Source organism: Cellulophaga baltica (assembly GCF_900102165.1).
Lineage (GTDB): Bacteria > Bacteroidota > Bacteroidia > Flavobacteriales > Flavobacteriaceae > Cellulophaga > Cellulophaga baltica.
Map to the genome: position 1 here is coordinate 22,634 of NZ_FNBD01000011.1, position 25,712 is coordinate 48,345.

General features: G+C 32.8%; 20 protein-coding genes. 9 read left to right on the forward strand and 11 right to left on the reverse strand.

Annotated elements, in window-relative coordinates:
* The first annotated feature begins 177 nt into the window (after positions 1-177).
* Entirely contained in the window at positions 178-1,794 is a 1,617-nt protein-coding gene (locus tag BLQ19_RS16585) for a T9SS type A sorting domain-containing protein (RefSeq protein WP_025614795.1), read from the forward strand.
* A gap of 286 nt (positions 1,795-2,080) precedes the next feature.
* Here BLQ19_RS16585 and BLQ19_RS16590 read toward each other — a convergent pair whose 3' ends face one another.
* The 6 genes from BLQ19_RS16590 to BLQ19_RS16615 form a co-directional block, all read right to left on the reverse strand.
* Positions 2,081-3,496, reverse strand: a complete 1,416-nt coding sequence (locus BLQ19_RS16590) for a carbon starvation CstA family protein (protein WP_074539138.1) — start codon at positions 3,494-3,496, stop codon at positions 2,081-2,083.
* 447 nt (positions 3,497-3,943) lie between these two features.
* Complete coding sequence (locus BLQ19_RS16595) at positions 3,944-4,981, reverse strand: transporter family protein (RefSeq protein ID WP_254788405.1); 1,038 nt, start codon at positions 4,979-4,981, stop codon at positions 3,944-3,946.
* The gene (locus BLQ19_RS16600; RefSeq protein ID WP_074539080.1) at positions 4,941-5,978 is read right to left on the reverse strand and encodes a cytochrome-c peroxidase; all 1,038 of its coding nucleotides are present in this window, start codon (positions 5,976-5,978) and stop codon (positions 4,941-4,943) included. Before BLQ19_RS16600 ends, BLQ19_RS16595 begins: the two co-directional genes overlap by 41 nt.
* Positions 5,979-6,037: 59 nt before the next feature.
* Positions 6,038-6,829, reverse strand: a complete 792-nt coding sequence (locus BLQ19_RS16605; protein ID WP_074539081.1) for an MbnP family protein — start codon at positions 6,827-6,829, stop codon at positions 6,038-6,040.
* Between the two features lie 210 nt (positions 6,830-7,039).
* Positions 7,040-7,405, reverse strand: coding sequence for a hypothetical protein (locus tag BLQ19_RS16610; protein ID WP_074539082.1), 366 nt, complete (start codon positions 7,403-7,405; stop codon positions 7,040-7,042).
* 200 nt (positions 7,406-7,605) lie between these two features.
* On the reverse strand, positions 7,606-8,064 hold the full coding sequence (locus BLQ19_RS16615; protein ID WP_024480324.1) for a COG2426 family protein: 459 nt from the start codon (positions 8,062-8,064) through the stop codon (positions 7,606-7,608).
* Positions 8,065-8,192: 128 nt separating this feature from the next.
* Between BLQ19_RS16615 and BLQ19_RS16620 the strand changes: the two genes are divergently transcribed.
* The gene (locus BLQ19_RS16620) at positions 8,193-8,930 is read left to right on the forward strand and encodes a tyrosine-protein phosphatase (RefSeq protein WP_074539083.1); all 738 of its coding nucleotides are present in this window, start codon (positions 8,193-8,195) and stop codon (positions 8,928-8,930) included.
* Here BLQ19_RS16620 and BLQ19_RS16625 read toward each other — a convergent pair.
* From BLQ19_RS16625 to BLQ19_RS16640, 4 genes are all read right to left on the reverse strand, one after another.
* On the reverse strand, positions 8,927-11,296 hold the full coding sequence (locus BLQ19_RS16625) for a GumC family protein (protein ID WP_074539084.1): 2,370 nt from the start codon (positions 11,294-11,296) through the stop codon (positions 8,927-8,929). The two genes, BLQ19_RS16620 and BLQ19_RS16625, sit on opposite strands and share 4 nt — an antisense overlap.
* 58 nt (positions 11,297-11,354) lie before the next feature.
* A complete protein-coding gene (locus BLQ19_RS16630; RefSeq protein ID WP_029664950.1) occupies positions 11,355-12,119 on the reverse strand; it encodes a polysaccharide biosynthesis/export family protein in 765 nt (254 codons plus the stop codon).
* Positions 12,120-12,182: 63 nt separating this feature from the next.
* The gene (locus tag BLQ19_RS16635; protein ID WP_074539086.1) at positions 12,183-14,138 is read right to left on the reverse strand and encodes a polysaccharide biosynthesis protein; all 1,956 of its coding nucleotides are present in this window, start codon (positions 14,136-14,138) and stop codon (positions 12,183-12,185) included.
* A complete protein-coding gene (locus tag BLQ19_RS16640; protein ID WP_083332278.1) occupies positions 14,135-15,259 on the reverse strand; it encodes an aminotransferase class I/II-fold pyridoxal phosphate-dependent enzyme in 1,125 nt (374 codons plus the stop codon). Before BLQ19_RS16640 ends, BLQ19_RS16635 begins: the two co-directional genes overlap by 4 nt.
* Before the next feature lie 238 nt (positions 15,260-15,497).
* Here BLQ19_RS16640 and BLQ19_RS16645 point away from each other — a divergent pair, with 238 nt between their 5' ends.
* The 6 genes from BLQ19_RS16645 (at position 15,498) to BLQ19_RS16670 (ending at position 23,081) form a co-directional block, all read left to right on the forward strand.
* Positions 15,498-16,895 (forward strand): nucleotide sugar dehydrogenase, encoded by a 1,398-nt coding sequence (locus BLQ19_RS16645; protein WP_024480318.1) that lies wholly within the window; start codon positions 15,498-15,500, stop codon positions 16,893-16,895.
* Positions 16,896-16,956: 61 nt separating this feature from the next.
* Complete coding sequence (locus tag BLQ19_RS16650; protein ID WP_074539088.1) at positions 16,957-17,997, forward strand: NAD-dependent epimerase; 1,041 nt, start codon at positions 16,957-16,959, stop codon at positions 17,995-17,997.
* Between the two features lie 4 nt (positions 17,998-18,001).
* Positions 18,002-19,000, forward strand: coding sequence for an SDR family oxidoreductase (locus tag BLQ19_RS16655; protein WP_074539089.1), 999 nt, complete (start codon positions 18,002-18,004; stop codon positions 18,998-19,000).
* Between the two features lie 4 nt (positions 19,001-19,004).
* Positions 19,005-20,285, forward strand: coding sequence for a nucleotide sugar dehydrogenase (locus BLQ19_RS16660; protein ID WP_074539090.1), 1,281 nt, complete (start codon positions 19,005-19,007; stop codon positions 20,283-20,285).
* A 165-nt stretch (positions 20,286-20,450) separates the two neighbouring features.
* Positions 20,451-21,182, forward strand: a complete 732-nt coding sequence (locus tag BLQ19_RS16665; RefSeq protein ID WP_024480314.1) for a hypothetical protein — start codon at positions 20,451-20,453, stop codon at positions 21,180-21,182.
* Positions 21,183-21,203: 21 nt separating this feature from the next.
* Complete coding sequence (locus tag BLQ19_RS16670) at positions 21,204-23,081, forward strand: right-handed parallel beta-helix repeat-containing protein (RefSeq protein WP_074539091.1); 1,878 nt, start codon at positions 21,204-21,206, stop codon at positions 23,079-23,081.
* Positions 23,082-23,476: 395 nt separating this feature from the next.
* Here BLQ19_RS16670 and BLQ19_RS16675 read toward each other — a convergent pair whose 3' ends face one another.
* Positions 23,477-24,877 carry a right-handed parallel beta-helix repeat-containing protein gene (locus tag BLQ19_RS16675; RefSeq protein WP_083332279.1) on the reverse strand — a complete coding sequence of 467 codons (1,401 nt, stop codon included), beginning with the start codon at positions 24,875-24,877 and terminating at the stop codon, positions 23,477-23,479.
* Between the two features lie 295 nt (positions 24,878-25,172).
* Here BLQ19_RS16675 and BLQ19_RS16680 point away from each other — a divergent pair, with 295 nt between their 5' ends.
* Positions 25,173-25,709: a serine acetyltransferase gene (locus BLQ19_RS16680; protein WP_074539093.1), complete on the forward strand. Its 537-nt coding sequence runs from the start codon at positions 25,173-25,175 to the stop codon at positions 25,707-25,709.
* The last annotated feature ends 3 nt before the right edge of the window (positions 25,710-25,712 follow it).

The following is a 25,712-nucleotide window of genomic DNA, read 5'->3' on the forward strand; positions in this document are numbered from 1 at the left end:
GTAAAGTTTATGCGTCATGAATATTACTACGGAACATAGTTTTGAAACGAAACCATAGCCTTTCCACTTAAAATAAAACACGGTAAAATTTAGCTATTATGAGATAATACAGTGGTAATACTATGAATGTATAGCTTTTAAATTTGATACATTATTAACCCTTCAAATTTTACTATTATGAATTTTAAAAATTTTACAAAAAGAACCAGTGTACGAACCTCGTTGGTTTTACTTATTACAACACTCAATTTAGCTTCAATGGCTGGGCAAAGTAATCAACCTACTAAATTACCTTCACAAAGAGCTGAGAGCGAATTTTTTACGGACAATTCTGGAAGTGTTCCAGCTGCTCGTAAAAAAACACTGACGAATAGTTCTGGAGATGACTCTGCTACTTTGCAGAATTTAATAAACACCCTCTCTCAGCAAGGTAGTGGTCTAATTACCATTCCTGCGGGAACTTGGCAATTTGGAGAAATAGAAATGAAGTCTAACATTCATTTATTCATTCATCCGGATGCTATCATTAAACCAACGCTTACCGCTGGTTTACCTAATTACTCTATTTTTAGAATAGGATACACCAATACAAAATCTACAAATGTTAGTATTAGAGCTATTAGTGGGGCATTTACCATAGATTTAACAGGACTTGCTCCAGAAACTAGAATTACACCTTTTAATGTTAAGGAAGCCGAAAATTTTATGGTAGCAGGCTGTAAAGTAAAAGACAGACAAACCATACATGCCACTTTAAATTGTTCTGCTAGCGAACGTGCAGGTATTTGGAGGGGACCAAAAAATGGTCTTATCAAAAACATTACCGTACAAAATGCTCATGGAGGTTATGGTGCTATACAAGTTAGAACGGGAGAAAATTTGTTCTTTAAAAATATTAACTCACTATCTGGTGGGGCAACGTTACGTATAGAAACCGATGATGTATCTGCCTCTGGAGGAAGAATTCCTCAAACGACAGCTATAGTAAATGACATATCAGGATATAATATTAGATGTAAAGATGGTAACGCGGCCGTTATGATACAACCTTGGGGAGCAAAAAACGGATGGTTTGATGTAGAGAAAATTGAGGCAATTGGTTGTATGGCTGCTGTACGAATAGATAAAGCTTATGTAGAACTTAATGCGCCTAGTATAGGTACTTTTAGTAACAAATCTCGTATCACAGATATTACTAAAGTTACCTATGGTGTTAATGCACAAGTAAAACAAGGTGTTTTTCCCTGGGTTCCTTGTACCCTTAGAACCAATAGTTCTATCTTAAAGCCTAATCCTATTCCTAATATGGAAACCTATCATCAAGGACCTAGTATTGCACCCATCTTATATAGAGCCTCTAGCGCCACAGCAAACGATCCTAGATTTTACAGTATAAACATACCAACTGAAAATGCAATTAGATCGGTAACTACTGGGTTTCCTAATAATTCTTTAATAATATCTAGAGAAAATAATCAAGTGGGGTCATGTCCTAGTTCCAACCAAGCAAATACTACGGTTGAGGAAGAAGTAAATGTATACCCAAATCCTGTTTCAGGAAATACGGTTACCATTAGTGTCAAATTAAAAAATACGGGTAATTTAAATTTACGCGTGTTTGATTTTAATGGTACGGTTGTTTATACAAACCAAATAGGAGAATATAATGCCGGAGCACATGAATTTACATATTCAAAACAAGCCTTAAATATCAAAGAAAAAGGAATGTATATTGTTGAAATAAGTAGCAATAGCAACATCTTGAAAAAGCATAAAGTTTTAGTTCAAGACTAATACTTTAGGTCTGGAAATTTTTAAGGTATCCTGAGGCCTACTATACTAGCTTCAATATTTTAAATGCCTACAGGCAGAAAGCAGTTTATCCTTTTCAATGAGATAAGCTGCTTTTTTGTTTATAAAACTTTCGTAGTAAAAAACAGATTCAAATATATAGTCTATTATTCCCTGCTACTTTAGTGGTACTTAAATACTGAAAACCATGTACAAAGTGCTCCGTTTATAGCCATCCACTATCGCGGAAAACAAACAGCTAAAAGATGACCTTGTACAGTTATAACGTTTATAAGGCTTCTGCTTTTTTTCTTTTTTTCATTATCACGAAAAATAAAGCGGTCAGTAAGCAAGTAAGTATCAGCCCTATCCAGTTAGAGGTCGTAGGACTCATATTAAAGCCAATGGTGGGATCATAAAATATATAGGAAAAAATGACCGAAGTAATAAAAAATGCAGGTACTAAAGCAATGATGTACTGTTTTTTATTTTCATATAGATATACGGTTCCTATCCATAAGGCGATAGCGGCAGTTACTTGGTTAGACCAAGAAAAATAGCGCCATAGCAATTGAAAATCCATATTGGTAAGGATAAAAGAAATAGCAAATAAAGGGATGGCTACAGCAAACCTATTACGCAACACTTTTTGATCTATGTTTAAGTAATCTGCAATGATCATACGGGCGGCTCTAAAAGAAGTATCTCCTGACGTAATAGGCAATACAATTACCCCAATAATAGCCACCGTACCTCCAACGGTTCCTAATAATATAATGGCAATTTTATTAACAACCGCAGCAGGGCCACCTTCTGCTAATAAGGCACTAAGTTCTTCTGTATCTAACAAACTCATAGAAGCCGCTGCCCATATCATAGCAATAAAAGCTTCTAAAATCATCATTCCATAAAACACTTTTCTACCATCCTTTTCATTATCTATCGTACGTGAAATTATAGGCGACTGTGTGGCATGAAAACCAGATAAAGCACCACAAGAGATGGTTAGAAAAATTACGGGGTAATAAGGTATTTTTTTAGGATGTAAATTTTCAAGCGTTAATTCTGGTAATGGATTCCCATACATAAACATCCCAATACAAATCCCAATAGCACTAAGAATTAATAGCACGCCTAATACAGGATATATTTTTCCAATTATTTTATCTATAGGCAATACCGTAGCAACAATATAGTAGACGAAAATACCCAAAATAATAACTTTTAGATAATCAGAATCACCTAACAAGGCATTGATCATTTCGGCAGGAGCCGTAACAAAAACGGTCCCTACCAATACTAAAAGTAATAGCGTGAATAAGTTTACCACATGGCTAAATGCTTTACCCAAGAACCGTGATGCCATAGCTGGCAAATGTGCTCCTCCATAGCGTATGGAAATCATTCCTGTAAGGTAATCATGAACTCCTCCAGCAAAAATAGACCCAAATACAATCCATAAAAAAGCAGAAGGGCCGTACAATGCCCCCAAGATTGGGCCAAATATGGGTCCGACTCCCGCAATATTTAAAATTTGAATAAAAGAGTTTTTATTGCTATTCATCGGAACAAAATCTACCCCATCTTGCAAGGTATGTGCTGGTGTAGTTTTGTCGGCATCAGATTTAAAAGTTTTGTCTACGAATTTACCATAGGTGAAATAGCCTAGTATCAATAGAATAAAAGCGGTTATAAATGTGATCATATTTTGTGTTATTGGTCTCCAAAAAACAGACCGCAAGGAACGTTCTAATCTTTTATGGTATTCTTCAAAAAATTTATACAGGGGACTAAAATAGCCCATGCCCCAAATTAGGCGCGCTAATTTACAAAAGTTTCCGTTTTTAATACGATAAGTGTTAAAGTGTTATGATAGGTAATTTTAGACTTAGAATGATTCCATACTATGTTCTTTACAACTCCTAAAGTATGGATTTTTCTTCCATGAACTTTGACTTTACAAATAAGTATGAGAATCACCTACATTTTTAACCCCTGTATATAATTTTAATTAGATAACCTGAGAAACTCACCTTGCACTAAACACTATAATCTATAGAAGGCATTTTTAATAAAAAATTGAATTAATGTTTAAATACTAGCCTCTATTTATTGAGGAACTGACACAAAATACAATTAATGAAAGGTGACCCTAAAAATTCACATTTAAGTAAATAGATAACCTATTTTTTAGTTCCACTTTGTCATTATTTAAATTTTGACTAATAGGCAACATCGAAACAACTCCTAACGCGTACCTACTGTAAGCTGCTTCTAGACTAACTTTACCTAGAAAAATATCGCCTTTCGTATTTGCTACTACTGCACCATATTCTTTATTAGTCTCATAGATTTCTCCTGCTACTCCTAGAATAGGCGTTAACGAGAAGTTATTATCTACATAATAGGTTTTAAAAGCATTTAGCGCGTAGTTAAACTGATTCCCAAACTGATACTCTTTTGGATTTTCTGTCTTTATGGTATAATTTAAGAGCGTACTTATCCCCCAATTCCTATAATTAAATCCATAATTAGCGGCTAATACATAATCCCAGCTTCCATTCCCCAACTGAAAACTAGGGTTAACACTACCAGTATTATTTGCTTTATCAAATGTTCCTGTAGGTATTTTCACCCCACCTCCTACTTGTACATAATGTTCTAGTTTGATAGAAACAATACTATCTGGTCTTACTTTTAATACATTATACATTGCCAAAACACTTACATCTCCTAAACCATTAATATGCTGCGTGGTATTGTCAGAAAATTTTCTGCTATGAAACTGGTAAGGAACAATCACATTTACCACCGTTCTTTTTAATACTGGAAAGTTACCCCACAACTGCATGGTATTAAAATTTTCATCGATCCATGGAGAGTCATTAAAAATTCCGTCTCTAGAGCGGTACTGTTGCCCTATGTACCTTACGCCTATAAAATTGTTGTTTAATCCAGTACCGTACCCCATACTGCCGCCACTGCTCCCGCAACCACAAGTATCACAAAAATCATATACATTATCCAGGACGTGAAAATGTCCTAAACATGTGATTGGGTCTGGATCCACACTAGGAAATTTGTCATTAGCCAAGGCCTGTGAGAAACCAAGTATGCTAATTACAAATGCTATGTATAGGTACTGTAATCTAAAATTCTGCAAATCGTTCATCATCAATATATTCTTCATCGGTTAATGTATTTAAAAACGCAACTAACGCTACCTTATCCCTATCAGTTAATGGTATTCCTATAGCATCGTTATGCTGAAGTTCTGGATCTAAGGTTGCAGATGCTACTACCCCATCGGTATAGAAGTCCAATACGGCTTCCAAACTCCCAAATCTCCCATCATGCATATAAGGTGCCGTTAATGCTACATTACGCAAGCTAGGCACCTTAAACTTGTATTTATCAGCTTCTAAACTGGTAGCTAAATAGCGTCCAGTATCATCTAGTTTTGCATTTGGTGCCAAACCATTATTCCTGAAACTATTATCCGTAAACAAATCTGTAGCGTGGCAAGAAGCACAATTACTTTCAAAAACAGCCAAACCTTCTTGTTCGGTTATTGATAGTGTAATACCATCTTCATTTCTAACATATTTATCATATTTAGAATTGGAAGAAACCATCATCACCATAAACTGAGATAAGGCTTTTAAAAAATATTCCATAGTAACTTCACCATCTACAAAAGCTTCCGAAAATAACTGTTGATACTCGCTGTCCGCAGCTAATTTATCAAGGACATTTGTTATCGTCTCATCCATTTCTACTGCGTTGGTAATTGGAGCTATAGGAAAGAGGTCTAAATGATCTATGGCACCGTCCCACATAAAATGCGACATGTATGCCATATTTTGTATAGAAGGTGTGTTCCTTGTCCCCTCTAGATCATCTACTCCATGACTAAATTGGTGTCCATGATGCGTAAAAGCCGAATTCTGTTCATGACAAAATCCACAAGAAATATAGCCTACCCGTGACAGGTTTCCATCATAGAACAATTTCTTACCTAGTTCAAATCCCATTTCCGTAGGTGGATTCGCTTCTAAGTCATACACTAATGCTGGAAAATTACTAGGCTGCTCAAAAACTAAAGCCTCGTTAACCGCAACATATTCGGCATCATTTGAACAAGAAATAATCAGGAGCAAACTAAAAAAAATAAGTATTTTTTTCATTGATATGCTATTAATACCTACAATACAAGAACTGTATTGCAGGTAATTTATATGATTTCTTAATGTCCGTTTCCGTTATGTACATGATCCACAGCAAACATTTCTGAAGCATTTACAGCTACTAATGGTGCTTTTTCTGCATCTGTCATTAAAATTGCTTTTTCGGATAACTTAAGATTATTGGTAGCTACTAAGATTTTAGAGGCATCTATTTTCAAATGAATGTTAGCGTCCATTTCATCACTTACCATAACAGTAGTTGGTAAGGCTAGACTAACTTCCTCATAATTCACTAAATCTCCAATTCTACCTAAATGAACTTTAAAATCGGTTTCTTCTGTAACCGATTCAGAAGTAAAAGTACCTTCATAATTGATATACTTGTATCCTGCAGTCCATGACCATGTTAAATTATGCGCTTCTGCACGGGTCCATAAATCTCCTTGGCCTTCACCGCCTTGTTGGAATTTCTCATCATCTATACCCACACCGAATTTTAGGGTCGTATATTCTCCTGAAGGAATATTAGGCAAAGCGATATCTTCTAAATCTGCCTCTTGACTGATAATAAAATAACTATCATCTTTAGGAAAAACATATTCATTTCCATCAACGTCTATTAAGCTAAAATTACTCACAATGTAGCTTAGGCGAGTCACCGTAAGTACTTCTCCATTAGTGTTTGCTGCATTCGTGGTTCCTAAAATTAGATCGTTACCTGCGTATCCATTGTCAAAAGTTACCGAAACCTCTCCAGCTCCCGTTAATCCCATGGCATCATCGTCGTCATTATCACAAGAAATAGCAAGTATAGAAATCAGTGCCAATAAGGCTATTTTAAAATTTTTCATTTAATTATTTATTAAGAATATTGTGTAATTGCGTATAGCGCTTAAAGCGCTTATACCTTGTTTTTTTAAGTATGTAAAATGTAAGTTTTGAATAAAACCTAGAAATAAAAAAGATTACAGCATACAAAAATTCGTACAGCAAGAAAGGTCAAAATGTGGATTCTCCTGTTGTTTGAATAAAAATGCTATGGTTTACTTCTATTAAGAATACTACGCAATAGGTGGCTTAATAAGGTTGTTGTAGAAATTAAATGAATATAAGGTTTCGCTATACGTCATAGGCAAAACTACATATTCCGTTGTATTAGAAAGTGCATTAAAATCTGCAGTATACGCTGAGAAATAGACTAAAGAAAAAGCATTTTCAATAGGCGTTTTTTTATTTGCATCATTCGCTTTAGATTCCTCCGCTAATTTTGTCATTAGATAACATTTACCATTACAGTTTAGTTCTGGTTTATCTTTATTAATACAAAGGACTTCTGAGATATAATCATAATTAAAAACATACTCCACTAACGGGAAAGTAGGTTTTAAGCAAATAAGAATTGCTATTATGATCAAACTATGTTTCATACTACAAATATATGTTTGAAATAATTCTTCTCTAAATAATAAGGCTTAATTTTTAGTATATTTTTAAGAAAATAAGTACAACCCTTAAACTTTTATGCGACTCCACATCACGGACGAGTGAAAACCAAATAGTCACCTAGCTATAATCTTTTATTTTTGTACAGAACCCATTAGAAATATCTCTGGTTTCATAAAGTATATTAAGAAATCCCTTTCATGGTTAAGTATGTGGTGACCCAAACGATTAGCGAAGAAAAAAAGATACCAATAGTGTTGGCTAAAAAAGCTTTTTTCTTTTCTATTTTAAAGAGGTATGTAGCTATACTCCCAGCATAAACACCTGTTCCTGGCACGGGTAACATTACAAAAAATATAAGCCCCCAAAAACCGTATTTAATAATCTTATCACCAGAGCCTACTTTTGCCTTTCTAGCAACATAGATAGCTGATTTTTTATAAAATTTCCAACGAAGAAAGTAATGATTGATTTTATCTAAAAAAAACATCATTAATGGAAATACAAGAACATTGGCCGAAAAACAAAGTAAAAAAACCAAATAAATATTTAACCCTCTTAGCATGCCAAAAGGAATTCCCACTTTAGCTTCTCCGAAAGGAGAAATACTCCATAGCATGGCGATAATATAATCTATGATCACTTTTTTTCCGCAAAAATAAGGTTAGATAATGTACTAAATTGTAATAAAATCATAAAATAATTTTAAAAGTAGTTCGTGCGTGGATTTTTCTTAATATATAAGGTATTTTTGTACTCTAATTTGCATGCATGTTTCATATTTTTCAAAAGAAAAAATTTTTAGTTGATCTCCTTAATGGTTTTGTTGATATTCATAATCATATACTTCCTGGAATTGATGATGGTGCAAAAACCGTAGAAGATTCCATGAATTTGATTCATGAATTCAAGCAATTGGGTGTTCATAAATTTGTGGCTACGCCTCATATAATGGACAATTATTATCCGAATAATTCTAAAACTATTTCTCAAGCATTAGCGCTTTTAAAAAATGAGTTGATGAAAAAAGGAATGACTCAAATTTCAATTGATGCTGCTGCGGAACATATGATTGATGCTAATTTTGATCACTTGTTAGAGCGTTCTGAGGTCATGCCTATTCGTAATGAATATTTATTAGTTGAGATGTCTTATTTACAGGCTTCTATTAACTTTGAAGATGCTACTCAAAAAATAACTACTTCACAGTATTTCCCAATACTAGCGCATCCAGAACGTTACAATTACCTACATAAGACTAAAAAATATGCACAGTATAAGCAAATGGGTATCCTGTTTCAATTAAATATGTTGTCTTTAGGGGGCTATTATGGAGATTCTGTAAAGAAATGTGCTTACCAACTATTGGAAAATAATCAAATTGATTTTATCGCTTCAGACGTCCATAGACTTCAGCACATCGGTGAACTTAAGAAAATTCAACTCAATCAAAAAACAATTGATTATTTACTTCCAATATTAGATAGAACAGTGAATCACTTTAGCTAAGCCCAAAATTTCCACCATTTCTTTTCTTCAGCCGAATACCCATATCCGTATTTACCACCATAGCCTAGGTCAGAATTTTTAACATCATTCACGACAAATGACAAGTTCTTCAGTTTTCCTTCAGCTTGTAATTTTAATGGAAATTGAATGACGCTATTTTCAGTCACTCCTGCTCTAGTAACATATAAGATATGATTTGCATACTCACTGATGATTAAAGTATCAGAAACAACCATTAAAGGTGCTGTATCGACAATAACATAATCATATAGACCACTCATTTCCTGCAACAAGCCTTCAATTCTATCACTCATTAAAAGTTCTGCCGGATTGGCTGGTATTTTTCCTGAGTAAATGATATCAATGGTACTATTATTGACCAAAAGCGAATTGATAATCTCTTTAGAGGAGATGTTATCATCTTTTAGATATTCTGTTAAGCCTATATTGTTTTTCTCGTTAGAAGCGTATTTTAGCTTATCTATATTTTTTTGATTGTCATTAAAGAAGTTTCCAATTTTAGGGTTTCTAATATCAGCTCCTATTAATAACACCTTCTTATTGGTATTTGCCAGAATCATAGACAAATTAGACGATAAGAACGTTTTCCCTTCCCCTGAAACACTCGAGGTTACATAAATGATATTTCCTTTCTGGTCTCCTATCTTATTGTTTTTGATTAAATAATCTAAGTTGGTCCTTAATATTCGTAGTGATTCTGCCAATACAGAACGATCATCGTTTAAAACCATCTTAGATTCGCTTCTAGAAATTTTAGGAAGCTCTGCTAATACGGCATTATTGACAGTGATTTTCTCTAAGTTTATTTTATTAGAAATTTTATTATCTAATAAATCTCGAGTATATATTATTGAGAAGGGAAGTAATAAACCTAAGATAAAAGAAGCTAAAAATATAATTGGCTTTTTAGGCGAAACAGGATTTTGGCTTGTATTGTAAGCCCATTCAATTATTTTAGATTTGGGACTTGCCGAAGCAAAAGTAATTTGTGACTCTTCCCGCTTCTGAAGTAAATATAAATATAAAGATTCTGTAGTCTGCTGCTTTCTGGTAATATCTCTTAAGGCTCTTTCATTACGAGGAGCAGAATATATTTTTGAATTAATTACAGAACGCTGGCTACTTAAACTATTTACCTGTAAACCTAAATTATTAGTCATACCACTTAAACTAGATTGCATGGTACGCTTAAGCCCTGACAATTCTTGATCCAAGTTTACTATAATTGGATTTTTCTCATTAGAACTTTCTAATAGCCGCTTACGCTCTAAGACAAGCTCATTATATTTATTAGTCGTATTGGCTATTGAAGGATCCGATAGTCCAATATTGGTTGGCAAGATATCATAACCACTTTGCGTATCCACAATTTCTTTCATGGAAGAAGCCATCTGCAACTGGGTCGTCATATTTTGAAGTTCTTGTTCATTCGCAGCTCCAAAATTTAAATTTATGTTAGCTTCCGATGCAATATCTGTTAGTCCTTTATCTGTTTTAAAATCTTGAGCATTTTGATCTACTGAAGCTAAATTATCATAGATACTCGTAATCCTATCGTTGATAAAGTCCGAAGTTCTATCTGCTACTGCCTTTTTGTCTGCAACAGCATTATCATTATAGATAACTATTAAACTATTTAAAATGTCCCTAGCCTTCTCCTGAACAGGATCTGTTAAAGATAAATTGATAATATTGGATTTTTCATCTGCTGGTGCTATTAATATTTTTTTTTGATAATTGACCACCATGTTCTCCAAAGGAGATATCTCAACTCTTAATTGTTTTCCTATATATTTTTTAAAAAAGGGCGGATTTGGAGTTATAATTAAATCTCCAAGTTTAGAAGGTATATTCTTTCCAAAAGCATAAGTTTTAGACGTTTCACTCTTACCTTCAATCAATGTAAATTCATTATCGTTTTTAATCCCAATAACTAAGTTTAATTTTGCTTTGTACAATAGCGAATCCGCACCAATAAAGTTTAATTTTATAGGTTCATTTTTATAAATCTCAGCATCTTTTATGGTTCCCTTGACCATAAAAATAGTGTTGAGGCCAAGTTTTAAGACAACATCTGTAACATTAGCTCTAGATTTTATAATTTCTATTTCATCCTCAATATTATTTTTACTTCCAGAAAAAACATCTAAATCTTGAAAAACATCCATAGAAGATCCTGATTGATCATCTTCTAATATCTGAATTTTACTTTGAGCCGAATATTGTGGTACAGAATACCTGATAAAAAAGAAGGCACACACTAATGAGATTATAACACAAAGTAAAAACCAATACCAATTTTTAGCATATTTCTTTATGATTTCATTTAAATCGGAATTCTCCATTGAGTTTAAATAATAATTAGAATTTATATAAATAGAATAAAGGCTATATTTTGTAAAATTAGTTACGTGTCAATAATAATACTGTAGAGGTTATTAAGACAGAAGCAATAGAAATAGCTATAGTGGCTCTGTTATCTAAAGCAGAAGAAGTAATAGCAGACTTATTAGGCTCCACATAGACTACGTCATTTTGCGTTAAGTAAAACACAGGAGATTTCATAGCCTCTTTGCTTGTTAAATCTATTCTATGGTGAACAAAGGTACCATTGAACTCACGAATTACTAAAATGTTCTCGCGCATACCCTTTATATTTAAATCCCCCGCTAAACCAATAGCCTCTAATATGGTAATTTGCTCTCCATTTACAGGGTAGGTACCTGGTCTATTTACCTGTCCTAAGATGGAGATAGAAAAGTTCTGTAATCTAATATTGATGATTGGATCTTTCAGATAATCTGATAATTTCCCTTTTAGTAGTTCTCTTAATTCATCAGAAGATAATCCTGATATTTTTATTTGTCCAATTACAGGAAAATCTATATTACCATTTTGGTCTACCAAATAGTCTACTTGTTGCGGTACTCCACTACCTATTCCTCCAGTAGATCCACCTCTAAATAAGTTAAAAGGAGCACTCGCTTCTGGGTTTAATGTAGAAATAAAAATACTCACAACATCATCTACCTTAAACTTAGGTACAAATTGTGTTTCGTCAATAAGCGTTTCATAATCACTGATGTCTTGAAAATAGACAACATCTTTTTTAGAACCGCAAGAAGATAACAGTAAAGTGGCTGCACACAGTACTAAGGCAAATTTCATTTTTAATGTAGTTTTTAACATGTTCTCGATTATTAGTATATAATTGTTTTAATATAAGTATCTCTAAGACTGTAGTACGTTTTTCTCTAAACTAGACGCATCAGTACCATTTTTTGTTTTCTCTTCTATTTCATCATCGACTTTACAAAGATCAGAATTTTTAGAAATATATTCTGGTACAATTTCTTTCATTAAACGAACAACATCTGCATCAAAAAACATGTTAGATACACAAAGCTGATTAATATTTGAACGCACCGTAGTATAGTCTAATTCCCTTATTTTACCAATCATAATTTTTTTATGGTAGGTAGGTAAAGTGTTTTCTCCATTTGCTAAAAGTTCTTCATACAATTTCTCTCCTGGTCGTAATCCCGTAACTTTAATATCAATATCCTCCGGATATTTTAGTCCCGAAAGTTTGATCATATTCTTGGCAAGATCAAATATTTTAACGGATTCTCCCATGTCAAAGATGAAAATTTCTCCTCCAGACCCCATAGAACCCGCCTCTAAAACTAATTGTGAGGCCTCAGGAATGGTCATAAAAAATCGAGTAACATCCTGATGTGTAACGGTTAATGGCCCTCCGTTTTCAATTTGTTTTTTGAATAACGGAATCACCGATCCGTTTGATCCCAAAACATTACCAAAACGTGTTGTAATAAATTTAGTCTTGTTTAATTGCTGCATACAGCTAATGTACATTTCAGCAATTCGCTTTGTAGCCCCCATGACATTTGTTGGGTTCACCGCCTTATCTGTAGATACAAATACAAATTTATCTGCATTATAGTGCGCAGATAAATCACATAACACTTTAGTCCCTGCTACATTAATTTTAATGGCTTCATAAGCATTGTATTCCATTAGCGGAACATGCTTGTAGGCTGCCGCATGAAAAACAATATTAGGGGTGTGTTCCTGAAAAATAGTGTTCATTCTATTTTTATCTCTCACATCACCAACAATTGGAATAAAATTATGAAATCCATTTTGCTTTAATTCTTGTTGTAAATCATACAGGGCAGATTCTGCCTGATCAATAACAATCAAGGTTTTGTAGTTATAAGTACAAATTTGTCTTACAATTTCACTCCCAATAGAACCGGCACCACCGGTAACCAAAACCGTTTTATTCTTTAACTCTTCGGCTATATTAGAATTCTTTATATCAATAGTTGCCCTATCTAGAAGATCTTCAATTTGTACTTGTTTAATTTGCGATAACTTTAGCTCCCCATTGATCCAATCTTCAACCGCAGGAACAATTTTCACTAAAACAGGATAGTCTACCAAGCTCTCTACTAAAACGCGTAATTTTTTGTGATCTATATTTTGAATAGAAAAAATAACTTCTGAAATATCTTTCTTTAAGATAAAACTTTCCGTTAAGGCACTAGGATTATACACTTGAACCCCATTGATATGCTTTCCTACCTTTTGTTCGTCCTTATCTATATACCCAACAACCTTTACCTTGCTATTAGAGGTATTAGTCAGGGCATTATAGGTTAATATCCCAGATTGTCCGGCACCATATATCAAAACATTTTTTGAGCTACTATTGTAATTATTCATCACAATATTAAAATACAAAGCTTTAAATATATAACGTGAAGCCGTTAATGCTATAAAACTTATCAAACTATGAATAATGATGATGGTTAAGGGAACGGTAAAACCATTAAGAAAATCATATTCTCTGTTCGTAACTACCAATACTATAGTAATAATACTCATCAAACAAATAGCATTAAAAATGTTATACACATCTCTAACACCCGTATGCCGTACTACTCCTTTATAGGATCCAATAATAAAAAAGGAAACTAGAGAAATTAAGGCAACGAAAGGCAACTGAACAAATAACTTATTAATATCAAAATTCATCGTTAGATTGAATAAAATAAAATAAGCTAATACAAAAGAAAATGATACTAGAATAACGTCAACGATAAGTACTAACCATTTAGAGGCGTACTTACTTGCTGTTGAATTCAAATAATTTTGAATCATGAGAATACTGTTTTAATTAACTGTATGATCGATAAAACTTCTTCTTTTGTTAGATTCGAACCACTTGGCAAACAAAGCCCTCTATTAAATAAATCTTCAGAGGTTCCGTTAGAATAATTTGGTGCATTTTCAAAAATAGGCTGCAAATGCATTGGTTTCCATAAGGGTCTTGATTCTATATTATGGTCTAACAATAACAACCGTACTTTTTCTCTAATCTCAAATGATGGAGTCAAAATACAACTCAACCATCTATTAGAAAAATAACCGGCTGGCTCAGGTAAAAATTCTAATTCGGTACTATATGATAATTCTTTTACGTATAATTCGTAATTCGCCCTTCTTGCAGCCACTCTATCGTCTAACACTTCCATTTGACCTCTACCAATACCTGCTAGAATATTACTCATTCTATAGTTGTACCCTACATTAGAGTGTTGGTAATGCGGAGCGTCATCTCTGGCTTGAGTTGCAAGAAAAATTGCCTTTTTTCTATAGGCACTATTTTTAGAGACTAGCGCACCTCCACCAGAAGTGGTAATAATTTTATTGCCATTAAAAGATAATATACCTATGTCACCAAAACTACTACATTTAACGCCATTATAGGTGCTTCCTAGTGCTTCCGCGCTATCTTCCACTACAGGAATATTATATTTCTCTGAAATTGCTTTAATCTCATTAATCTTATAAGGCATCCCATATAAATGAACAGCCACTATCGCTTTAGGCTTTTTCCCTTTTTGAATGCGATCATTAATCGCTTCTTCCAATAATATAGGACATAAATTCCAAGTATCTCTTTCACTATCTACAAAAATAGGATTGGCCCCTAAGTATTTGATAGGATTGGCTGAAGCAGAAAAAGTAAAACTTTGACATAGCACTTCATCTCCTGAAGATACTCCTAATATTTCTAAGGCCAAATGTATGGCACCTGTACCTGAACTTAAGGCTGCTACAGAAACCTCATTCCCAACATAGTCCTGAATAGCTTCCTCAAAAGCATCAACATTGGGTCCTAGAGGGGCTACCCAATTGGTATCAAATGCTTGTTTAACATATTTTTCTTCATTAGTTCCCATGTGCGGAGAAGAAAGCCATATTTTTGAGTGTACCATGTAATAATCTATTAGTGTATAAAATTCGAGGTAAAAATAGACATAGTTTTTTGTTTCCTCTTCTATTACATCCAGAATTCGTTTAAGCTATTAAATTATCGATTAAATACTAGCACAATTATATTAATAGTGCATAAACTGCATTTTATCCTATTAAATACTCAATTATTCTAATAGATAAGGCTCGTTAAAAAATAAAGTTTAATATTTGTATTTTAATTTTCAAGATTATATTCCAATGAAAGAAATCACAAAAATATGTTGTATCGGAGCAGGTTATGTTGGTGGTCCAACCATGTCCGTAATCGCTAAAAAATGTCCACATATTCAAGTAACAGTTGTTGATATCAATGCAGATAGAATTGCACAATGGAACGAAACTGACTTAGACAAGCTTCCTATTTATGAGCCAGGTTTAAAAGAAATTGTTGCTGCAACTAGAAATAAAAACCTTTTCTTCTCTACGGAAGTAGATAAGGCTATAGATGAAGCTGATGTGATTTTTATCTCTGTAAATACGCCTACAAAAACTTACGGAAAAGGAAAAGGACAAGCGGCTGATTTAAAATTCATTGAACTTTGTGCTAGAAATATTGCCAAAGTTGCTACGAATGATAAAATAGTTGTAGAAAAATCTACCTTACCAGTAAGAACGGCAGGAGCTATAAAAAATATCTTAGACAACACGGGCAACGGTGTCAACTTCGAAATCCTTTCTAATCCAGAATTTTTAGCAGAAGGTACTGCCATTCAAGATTTATTACATGCAGATCGTGTTTTAATTGGTGGTGACGAAACCCCTACGGGTCAAAAAGCTAAAGATTTATTAAGTCAGGTTTATGAAAACTGGTTACCTAAAGAGCGTATTTTACAAACTAACGTTTGGTCTTCTGAACTTTCAAAATTGGTAGCAAATGCTTTTTTAGCACAGCGTGTATCCTCTATCAACTCTATTTCTGCACTCTGTGAGAAAACAGACGCCAATGTGGAGGAAGTAGCTAGAGCTATTGGTTATGATTCCAGAATAGGTTCTAAATTCTTAAGCTCTTCCGTAGGCTTTGGTGGTTCTTGTTTTCAAAAAGATATACTAAATTTAGTATATATCTCACAAAGTTTGGGTTTACAAGAAGTAGCTGATTACTGGGAACAAGTAATCATTATGAATGATTATCAAAAAAGAAGATTCGCAGATAATATTATCAGCACACTATATAATACCGTATCAGGAAAGAAAATAGTTTTCTTTGGATGGGCTTTTAAAAAAGACACCAATGATACTAGAGAATCTGCCGCTATTTATGTAGCTGATGCCTTACTGGAAGAAAGAGCTGAATTAAGTGTTTTTGATCCTCAAGTAAAAGAGCAAACTATATTTAGAGATTTAGATTATTTAAATACACGTTCTCCAGAAGAGAATAAAAAGCTAGTGACGGTAGTAGATGATCCAATGGATCAAGTAGAAAATGCTCATGCGATTGCGGTATTGACAGAGTGGGATGAATTCAAATCGTACGATTGGCAAAAAATCTATGACAAAATGCTAAAACCTGCCTTTATTTTTGATGGACGACGTCTTTTAGACAAGGTGAAGATGGAAGAGATTGGTTTTAATTATTACAGAATAGGTCAAGTTTAGTTCTTAAGATCAAGTATATCCTAAGAATAAAAATGTTAAGTGACACCATAACTATTTAAATATGAAAGTACTAGTAACAGGAGCTGCAGGATTTATTGGCTTCCATACCGCACAAAAATTATTAGCAAACGGACATCAAGTTGTTGGTTTAGATAACATTAATGATTATTATGATACTGATCTAAAATTTTCTAGATTACAGGAGCTAGGTATCCTGAGAAAAAATGCAACAACTTTTAATAGCTTGAGTAAAAGCGAAACTTTCAAAGATCAATTTAAGTTCGTAAGGCTAAATATTGAAGACCGTGAGAACTTGCCTATCTTATTCGGCGAAGAAAAGTTTGATATTGTTTGTAATTTAGCTGCGCAGGCCGGTGTCAGATATAGTATTGAAAATCCAGAAACCTACATCGATAGTAACATAGTTGGATTTTTAAACATTCTAGAATGCTGTAGACATCACTCAATTAAACATTTAGTCTATGCTAGTAGCTCGAGTGTATATGGTTTAAACAAAGAGATACCTTTCAAAACATCTGACACTGTAGATCATCCGATAAGTTTATATGCTGCAAGCAAAAAAGCCAATGAATTAATGGCGCATACTTATAGTCACCTGTATGGGTTTGCAACCACAGGACTTCGTTTTTTTACAGTATATGGACCATGGGGAAGACCCGATATGGCTATCTATTTATTTACCGATGCTATAAGTAAAAATAAGCCTATTAAAGTTTTTAACCATGGAGATATGGAACGAGATTTTACGTATGTCGATGATATTGTTGAAGGAGTGTTTAGGATCATAGAAAAAGATACTAAAGAACGAATCACAAAAAACGAAGGTTATAAAATCTATAATATTGGAAACAACGACAGTGTAAAGTTAATAGATTTTATTATTGAGATTGAAAAAAATTTAGCAGTAACCGCTCAAAAAGAATTTTTACCGATGCAACCTGGAGATGTTGCAAGAACTTGGGCAAATGTAGATGAGTTAATTACAGATTATAATTATTCTCCGAAAACTTCTGTTTCAAGTGGGATCAAAAAATTCGTGCAATGGTATCAGGATTATCATACTAAAAATACATTAAAATAAAAAAATGGATATTAAAGAATTAAATTTAGATTCAAATTTTCATATCTTAGTTACAGGTGGGGCTGGTTTTATAGGCTCTAACATTTGTGAATCCTTATTATCTAATGGTAATAAAGTTACTTGCTTAGACAATTTTTCTACAGGAAAAAGAGAAAATATACAACTCCTATTATTAAATTCTAATTTTACACTTGTTGAGGGTGATATAAGAAAACTAGAAGATTGCTTAACAGCCTGCAAGGATGTGGATTTTGTATTACACGAAGCTGCGCTAGGATCTGTACCACGTTCAATAAATGATCCTATAACTAGTAATGATGTAAATGTATCGGGGTTCTTAAATATGCTAGTAGCAGCAAGAGATTCAAAAGTTAAACGCTTTATTTTCGCCGCAAGCTCATCTACTTATGGAGATTCTGAAAGTTTACCAAAAATAGAGGATAACATTGGAAAACCGTTATCGCCATATGCGATTACAAAATATGTAAATGAATTGTATGCCGAAATATTTTCTAAAACTTACGGTCTAGAGACAATAGGATTAAGATACTTTAACGTTTTTGGAAGGAAACAAGATCCCAACGGGGCCTATGCTGCGGTAATTCCTAAATTTGTTATTCAGCTATTAAATCATGAATCACCAACAATAAATGGGGATGGCTCTTACTCTAGAGATTTCACATATATAGATAACGTCATTGAAATGAACGTTAGAGCCATTACAACAACCAATTCAGAAGCTATAAATACTGTTTATAATACCGCTTTTGGAGAACGAACCGATCTAACAGAACTTATAACCCTGTTGAAAGAATACCTTGGAAAGTTTGACAATAAAATCAATAGTATCGAAATAAAATATGGACCAAACAGACAAGGTGATGTGCCACACTCTTTGGCTTCCATTGCTAAAGCGAAAAAATTGCTACAGTACGACCCCAAATTTGATATAAAACACGGATTGAAAGAAGCTGTAAATTGGTACTATAAAAATTTAAAATAGAAAAATGAAAAATATAAAAATAGCAATCATCGGCCTTGGATATGTAGGCTTGCCTTTGGCACGATTATTTGCAACCAAATATTCTGTTGTTGGATTTGACATCAATAAACAAAGAGTAAATGATTTGAATACTGGGCATGATGCTACTCTAGAAGTAGATGATAAAACATTAAACGCTGTATTAAAAAAAAGCTCAGACAGTGAATTAGGCCTATATTGTTCTTATTCTATAGAGGACTTAAAAGATTGTAATTATTATATAGTTACCGTACCTACGCCTGTCGATAAAAACAACAGACCAGATTTAACACCTCTATACAAGTCTAGCGAGACTGTTGCTTCAGTTCTAAAGAAGGGAGATATTGTTATATATGAATCAACTGTATATCCTGGAGCAACAGAAGAAGAGTGTATCCCCGTATTAGAAAAGGTAAGTGGCTTAGTATTTAATACTGATTTTTTTGCAGGCTATTCTCCAGAAAGAATAAACCCAGGGGACAAAGAACATACGGTTGAAAAAATTTTAAAAGTAACTTCCGGGTCTACCCCAGAAATCGGTGTTAAAGTAGATGACCTATACAAATCCGTAATTACAGCAGGTACGCACCTAGCCCCTACTATCAAGGTAGCCGAAGCAGCTAAAGTAATTGAAAACTCACAACGTGATATAAATATTGCTTTCGTTAATGAACTAGCAAAGATTTTTAATCTAATGAATATTGATACGCATGCCGTCTTAGAAGCTGCGGGTACCAAATGGAATTTTCTCCCCTTTAAGCCTGGTCTAGTCGGAGGACACTGTATAGGAGTTGACCCATACTATTTAGCTCAAAAAGCACAAGAATATGGCTATCATCCAGAAATCATATTGGCTGGGCGAAGACTAAATGATAGCATGGGAGGCTATGTGGCTTCTGAGGTTATTAAATTAATGCTTAAAAATGATTTAAAAATTAAGAATGCTAAAATTTTAGTATTAGGCATTACCTTTAAAGAGAATTGTCCTGATGTACGTAATACTAAGGCAGTAGATGTTATTTCTAATTTAAAAGAATACGGCATTGAAACTACTGTTTATGATCCATGGGCATCACAAGAGGAGGTATTGCATGAATACAATCTAAATACTATTAAAGATATACCTTCTGAGAAATATAGTGCCATTGTTTTAACTGTCGCACATAAAGAATATGAGGAATTAGATTTAAACAATTATCTTGAAAAAAATGGAGTCATTTATGATGTAAAAGGAGTCTTAAAATCTAAAGGCATCGCTAGATTATAAAAAAATGCTTTCAACGCTTTAAAGCCTTAATCTCAAAAAGATTAAGGCTTTATTTTTTTCAAAAATTAGACACAAAAAACATCTAAAGTGTATTTAATCGAAAAAAAAAGTATTTCATAGTCCAAAATGTGTATTTTGTCGTAATTATATAAAAAACACTAACTAATGAAATCTTTATCATTTTACATTTTATCACTTTCTTTCATATCTGCTACTGCACAATGGACAACTAACTCAAATGGATTGTATACTAGTCAAAAAGTTGGTATCAATACAACGAGCCCAAAAGCTAGTTTAGAAATTGTTTCAACTGTAAATGGAAAATCACTATCGTTATATGGAAATAATAGAGATATTGATTTCTATATGGGCCACTCCAATTATTCTTATGGTTATTACTTAAGATATGCTGGAACAAAATCTGGTAATGAAAATAGCCTAGAACTATGGACAAATAATTTAGAAGGTACCGATATTTTATCCTATAAGATTAAACAAACTGGAAATATTTCATTTTACCAAAAAGTAGGTATTGGAACAGAAGATACTGGAAGCCACAAATTAGCAATAGAAGGATCCGTTGGTGCTAGAGAAGTGGTGGTCGAAGGTGATGGTTGGTCAGATTTTGTATTTGAGGAGAATTATGAATTACCCACACTTGACAGCGTTCAGAGCTACATAACAAAAAATGGCCATTTGAAAGACATTCCTAGTGCTAAGGACATCAAGAACAATGGAATTCCTTTGGGTAAAATGGATTCTAAATTGTTGCAAAAAATTGAAGAGCTTACATTATATATTTTAGAGTTAAACAAGAACCTTAAGAAGCAAGAAAAAGAAATTGAATCTTTAAAAATTGAAAATAATAATATCCAAAATTTAATTTCTAAAAATTAAATTAAAAATTAAATTTCAATTATGGATTTCCCTTTAAATATTATCTTCAATTACAGAATTTTAATAGTAATTAGTTTGTTTATCACTAATGTTGAAGCTTCCGAAATTAAGGCTTCATCATTTGGATACAATTCCAGTGACGCTACTACTGCCTTAAAAAATGCACTAAATTCTTCTTATGACACTATAATCATTGATAAACAAAGTGGTCCATGGAAAATTGGACCTTTAAGTTTAATTGACCTAAGTAATAAAGTCATTATTATTGAAAGTGGTGTGATAATAGAGGGTATTACAAGTAAGTTTTATAATAGTACCGACGCACTTTTCAAATTCATTCGTCCAAATAATATAACCATAAATGGTTACGGCTCTACTTTTAAGATGGACACTGACAATTTAATTAAAAGCTATAGTAGAACAGAGCACAGACACAGCTTAAGTATATTAGGTGGACAAAACGTCAAAGTAAACGGATTAAATATTGATGGAAGTGGTGGTGATGGCATTTACATTGCAAGGTATAATACTACAAATTCAAAAAATATAACAATAAAAGATGTAATATCTAAAAAAAATGCAAGAGACGGGATATCTGTAATTTCAGCAGATGGATTATACATTAGTAATTCCGAATTCAATGAATCCTACAAAGGTATATTAGGCTGTGGTGTTAACTTTGAACCCAACACAACTAGTGATACCCTAAAAGATATAATATTTAAAAATTGTAAGTTTATAAAAAACTATTATAGTGGTATTCAAATAAGCACCCTACACTTGAATGGAAGCAGCGCAACATTAGATATCACTATTGAAGATTCCTACATATCAAATAACTCCTATTTAAATTCAGTAGGTGCAGCGGAGATAAATATTGGTGTTGGAAGTAGTGTCTTAAATCCGGCAAAAGGACGTGTTGATTTTATAAATACTAAAATAGAGAACGCAAAGGGTTATGCAATAAGTTCCAAGTTACCTTCAAATTCATTTAGTGTAGATTTCACTAACACCATACTTAAAAATGTTGCCATAGAAAAAGGATCTCCTATAATACTTTCTACTAACAACTATTCAAATAATACCTTAGGTTTTGGTAATATATCATTTAATAATACCGAGATAGAATATAGTAGAGATAGTCCTTTTACAGTAGTATATGCATCTAAAACAAATGGTGGCATGTATAACGTAAATGGAAGCTTTACTATTGTAAATAAAGCTTTAAACGTTAATAACGTGATAAAATATGATAATGTGTTTGCATTCAACAATGTCAAATTACAATATAAATTTGCTTCTATTTTACCGAGTGATATAATAACACCTCCGGTAACATCAAATTGTTCTGAAAACCTAAATTTGAGCATCACTGAAACTAAACCTTTTACAAAAAGCGCTCAAAGAACAATTACTTCGACTTCTAGTATAGTGCATTCTATTTCTGGAACTTCAACATATTCAGCCGGAGAAAAAATAACTTTAAAACCTGGTTTTAGAACAAATTCATCCTCTAATAAAAGACTTGTTATTAAAAACGAACCCTGTACATCTTCTTTAGCTTCTTCAAGTTTAAAAGCCTCTTTAATAGGAAGTTCTGATTTTTTCGTATGGCCATTAGACAATGATACAGAATTAGCAGAAACTAAAGCTTTTTTGACGGAAAACCCTGTTCAATACAATAGCTATTTAAGATTTGAAACCGAAACAGATGAAATTATTTCAATTAATGTTTTCAATCTTCAATCAATTCTTGTAAAACAAATACTTACCAGTAAAAAATTTACAAAAGGAACACATGATGTAAAAGTTGATTTCAGTTCTCTAAATACAGGACTTTACATAGTATCACTTCAAAAAGCAAATGAGACAATAGCAATTAAAGCCTTAAAAAAGTAATTTTAGGGCGCTACACTAAATCCATTATATTTCAAAATTTACACATATTCAATTAATTTTACGAGCTTAAATAGTACTTCTCACCCTAATTATATTAAAGTTTAGAATATTTATAACAAAGATGCTAAACAAGCACTTCTAAATAAGTTCTTGTCCCTCTAACACTAAACTACTTCAAGTATAATCTGGATAGACATCAGAAAAAGCGCGTAATAAACTAATAGATAACATCCATTTAATCCATTAATATATTCTCTTTTAGGCAAAGCTTTAATTGACGACTAATAAAGTTTTAAAGAAAAAGTATGATAATTCAAATTAATCCTCTATTTCTAGACATAAATCGATTTTCATCGTATGAATTTAAGAGTCAATAAGTTATGCCCTAATACTAACTACAATTCTTCTAGTAATATAGAAACATTGGTATTCTTAACCTTATCGTAATTACTATATTTAATAATTTGATTTCCATTTTGAGGCATTTTAAAATTACCTTTAATGTCTTTCAAGGTTTTTAAGGTTTCCCAACCATTAATCGTAATTAACGGTACATCTGTAGCGTATTCAACTTGTATATTATTAAAGGTAAAGCCACCTAAGGATTCGGTTTCACTGCTGTAATCCGCCACTTCTAAAGTTATCGGAGACTTGGAGTTATCCTTACATATATTTTTTAATACACAATCCGTAAAAGACACATGAAAACCTTCAGCTACTTTTCTACTATATAACATCCCCCAGTCGCTACCATCAATTGTTAATCTATCAAACTGCACATCACCTTGAACAAGACTATTGCTGTTACCTCCTATAACAATTTCGCTATCAACATATGCATTTTCGATAGAAGAATTAGAACTTGTAAAACAATCTGTAAAGTTTATTGAAATAGGACTAGAATTAGAAGTTAAATTACCTAAAGATAAAAGAATTCCCGCGTGCTTGTTATTAGTAAAACTACAATTACTAAAATTGATATTCTCTAATATATCACTTTCTCTATTTGGCTCAAAATCTACACCAGACTCTGGTAAAGCACCATTCGTTTCTGAAAACAAACTATTAGTGACCCAAACGTCTTTAGCCGAAATAATACTAAAACCTTGTCTTTTATTGTTGATTGATTTAATATCCTCTATAATAATATTCTCCGAAAAGGTTCCAGGGTTTTCTGTCCCTGATAAATAAATACCATCACCCCCACTATCTCTAAACTCTAATCCTCTAATTGTAATACCAGAAGAGCCACGAATTGATAAGGCATGCCTCCACTCTCCATCTGTATACTCTTCTTTATTCATCTGAAAAGAAGCTTCATAACCATCTATAATCAAATCTTCGCACATGATAAGATCAATTAACGAAGCGCTTAATGCTCCAAAAGCAGATGCTTTAGAGCGTATAACAACACCTTCTTCTAAGAAAATGCGTTTATTATTTATACCAAATAACTTCAAAGGCTCTATAATCCAATCAGCCTCTTGTTTGTCAATTATAATTACACTATTATTAGATTCCAGTGCCGCTTTCAAAGCCACAGTAGCGTTTTCTTTAGTATATCCAAAAGTTGAAGCCATAACTCCATTTTCAGGATATATTTGCCCTTCTTTTAAAGTTACAGTTGGAATTGGCGTTGAAATAGGAGGATCTGCGGCATCAATTTCTTTTTCATCTATAATATCTTCAGTAATTTCTTCCACGACAACAACCTCTTCCAAAAAGTTATCATTAGAGCATGCCATGAAAAATGAAACAAACAAATAAAGCAAGAGAATATTAAACGTATTTTTCATTTTTACAGTGATTTGAGGGGTATATATAGAGCGAAGTAGGTTGGCTTGCAATTTTCTAATATTTCGTAAATGAGTTAATAATTATACTAAGTACGTTAATAAGTTTCTTTTAGTATGAAATGCTCGATTTATTCGATGAAATGCACGTTTTAGATGTAAAAATGTTAATTATAAATTAAAAAATACTATCCTTTCTAGAACAAAAAAAAGAAAGCTTTAGTTATTACTAATAAAAAATTTTAATATTATATGTATAGCTTTGTAGATAACCTTTTCAATTAAAATGTATTTATTTATGAATGGAATAATTAAAAAAGATTTGTTTAGATACGCAGGTGAAACCTCAATGTTAAAAGGATTTAGAAAAGAAGGGTTCCGATACACCTTCTTATTTAGGAAAGCTTCAAAATATAAAAAGAAGTCAATTTTAGGTATATTTTATAGAGTATTGATCAAAAAGTACAATTATAAATATGGGTATCAAATACCCGTGAATACAGAAATTGGAGAAGGTCTTTATTTGGGGCATTTTGGGCCGGTTGTTATTAATTCAAAAGCTAAGATTGGTAAAAATTGTAATATTGCCCATAATACGACTATAGGGCAATCAAACAGAGGAAGATTAAAAGGGTATCCCACCTTAGGAAATAAGGTCTGGGTTGGAACCGGATCTGTAATTGTTGGAAAGGTATTTATTGGTAACAACTTATTAATAGCCCCCAATAGTTATGTAAATATGGATGTCCCAGATAATTCAATTGTCATGGGTAATCCATCTAATATCATCTCTAAAGAAAATGCTACAGAAGATTATATAAATTATACATCGTAATTA

Excerpts from the sequence above, each read along its gene's own strand:
- BLQ19_RS16680 (WP_074539093.1), top strand. The coding sequence starts at position 25,173 with ATGAATGGAATAATTAAAAAAGATTTGTTTAGATACGCAGGTGAAACC.
- BLQ19_RS16605 (WP_074539081.1), bottom strand. The coding sequence starts at position 6,829 with ATGAAAAATTTTAAAATAGCCTTATTGGCACTGATTTCTATACTTGCT.
- BLQ19_RS16640 (WP_083332278.1), bottom strand. The coding sequence starts at position 15,259 with ATGGTACACTCAAAAATATGGCTTTCTTCTCCGCACATGGGAACTAAT.
- BLQ19_RS16655 (WP_074539089.1), top strand. The coding sequence starts at position 18,002 with ATGGATATTAAAGAATTAAATTTAGATTCAAATTTTCATATCTTAGTT.
- BLQ19_RS16650 (WP_074539088.1), top strand. The coding sequence starts at position 16,957 with ATGAAAGTACTAGTAACAGGAGCTGCAGGATTTATTGGCTTCCATACC.
- BLQ19_RS16635 (WP_074539086.1), bottom strand. The coding sequence starts at position 14,138 with ATGATTCAAAATTATTTGAATTCAACAGCAAGTAAGTACGCCTCTAAA.
- BLQ19_RS16600 (WP_074539080.1), bottom strand. The coding sequence starts at position 5,978 with ATGAAAAAAATACTTATTTTTTTTAGTTTGCTCCTGATTATTTCTTGT.
- BLQ19_RS16660 (WP_074539090.1), top strand. The coding sequence starts at position 19,005 with ATGAAAAATATAAAAATAGCAATCATCGGCCTTGGATATGTAGGCTTG.
- BLQ19_RS16675 (WP_083332279.1), bottom strand. The coding sequence starts at position 24,877 with ATGAAAAATACGTTTAATATTCTCTTGCTTTATTTGTTTGTTTCATTT.
- BLQ19_RS16620 (WP_074539083.1), top strand. The coding sequence starts at position 8,193 with ATGTTTCATATTTTTCAAAAGAAAAAATTTTTAGTTGATCTCCTTAAT.
- BLQ19_RS16625 (WP_074539084.1), bottom strand. The coding sequence starts at position 11,296 with ATGGAGAATTCCGATTTAAATGAAATCATAAAGAAATATGCTAAAAAT.
- BLQ19_RS16645 (WP_024480318.1), top strand. The coding sequence starts at position 15,498 with ATGAAAGAAATCACAAAAATATGTTGTATCGGAGCAGGTTATGTTGGT.
- BLQ19_RS16610 (WP_074539082.1), bottom strand. The coding sequence starts at position 7,405 with ATGAAACATAGTTTGATCATAATAGCAATTCTTATTTGCTTAAAACCT.
- BLQ19_RS16665 (WP_024480314.1), top strand. The coding sequence starts at position 20,451 with ATGAAATCTTTATCATTTTACATTTTATCACTTTCTTTCATATCTGCT.
- BLQ19_RS16585 (WP_025614795.1), top strand. The coding sequence starts at position 178 with ATGAATTTTAAAAATTTTACAAAAAGAACCAGTGTACGAACCTCGTTG.
- BLQ19_RS16670 (WP_074539091.1), top strand. The coding sequence starts at position 21,204 with ATGGATTTCCCTTTAAATATTATCTTCAATTACAGAATTTTAATAGTA.
- BLQ19_RS16595 (WP_254788405.1), bottom strand. The coding sequence starts at position 4,981 with ATGAAGAATATATTGATGATGAACGATTTGCAGAATTTTAGATTACAG.
- BLQ19_RS16630 (WP_029664950.1), bottom strand. The coding sequence starts at position 12,119 with ATGAAATTTGCCTTAGTACTGTGTGCAGCCACTTTACTGTTATCTTCT.
- BLQ19_RS16590 (WP_074539138.1), bottom strand. The coding sequence starts at position 3,496 with ATGATCACATTTATAACCGCTTTTATTCTATTGATACTAGGCTATTTC.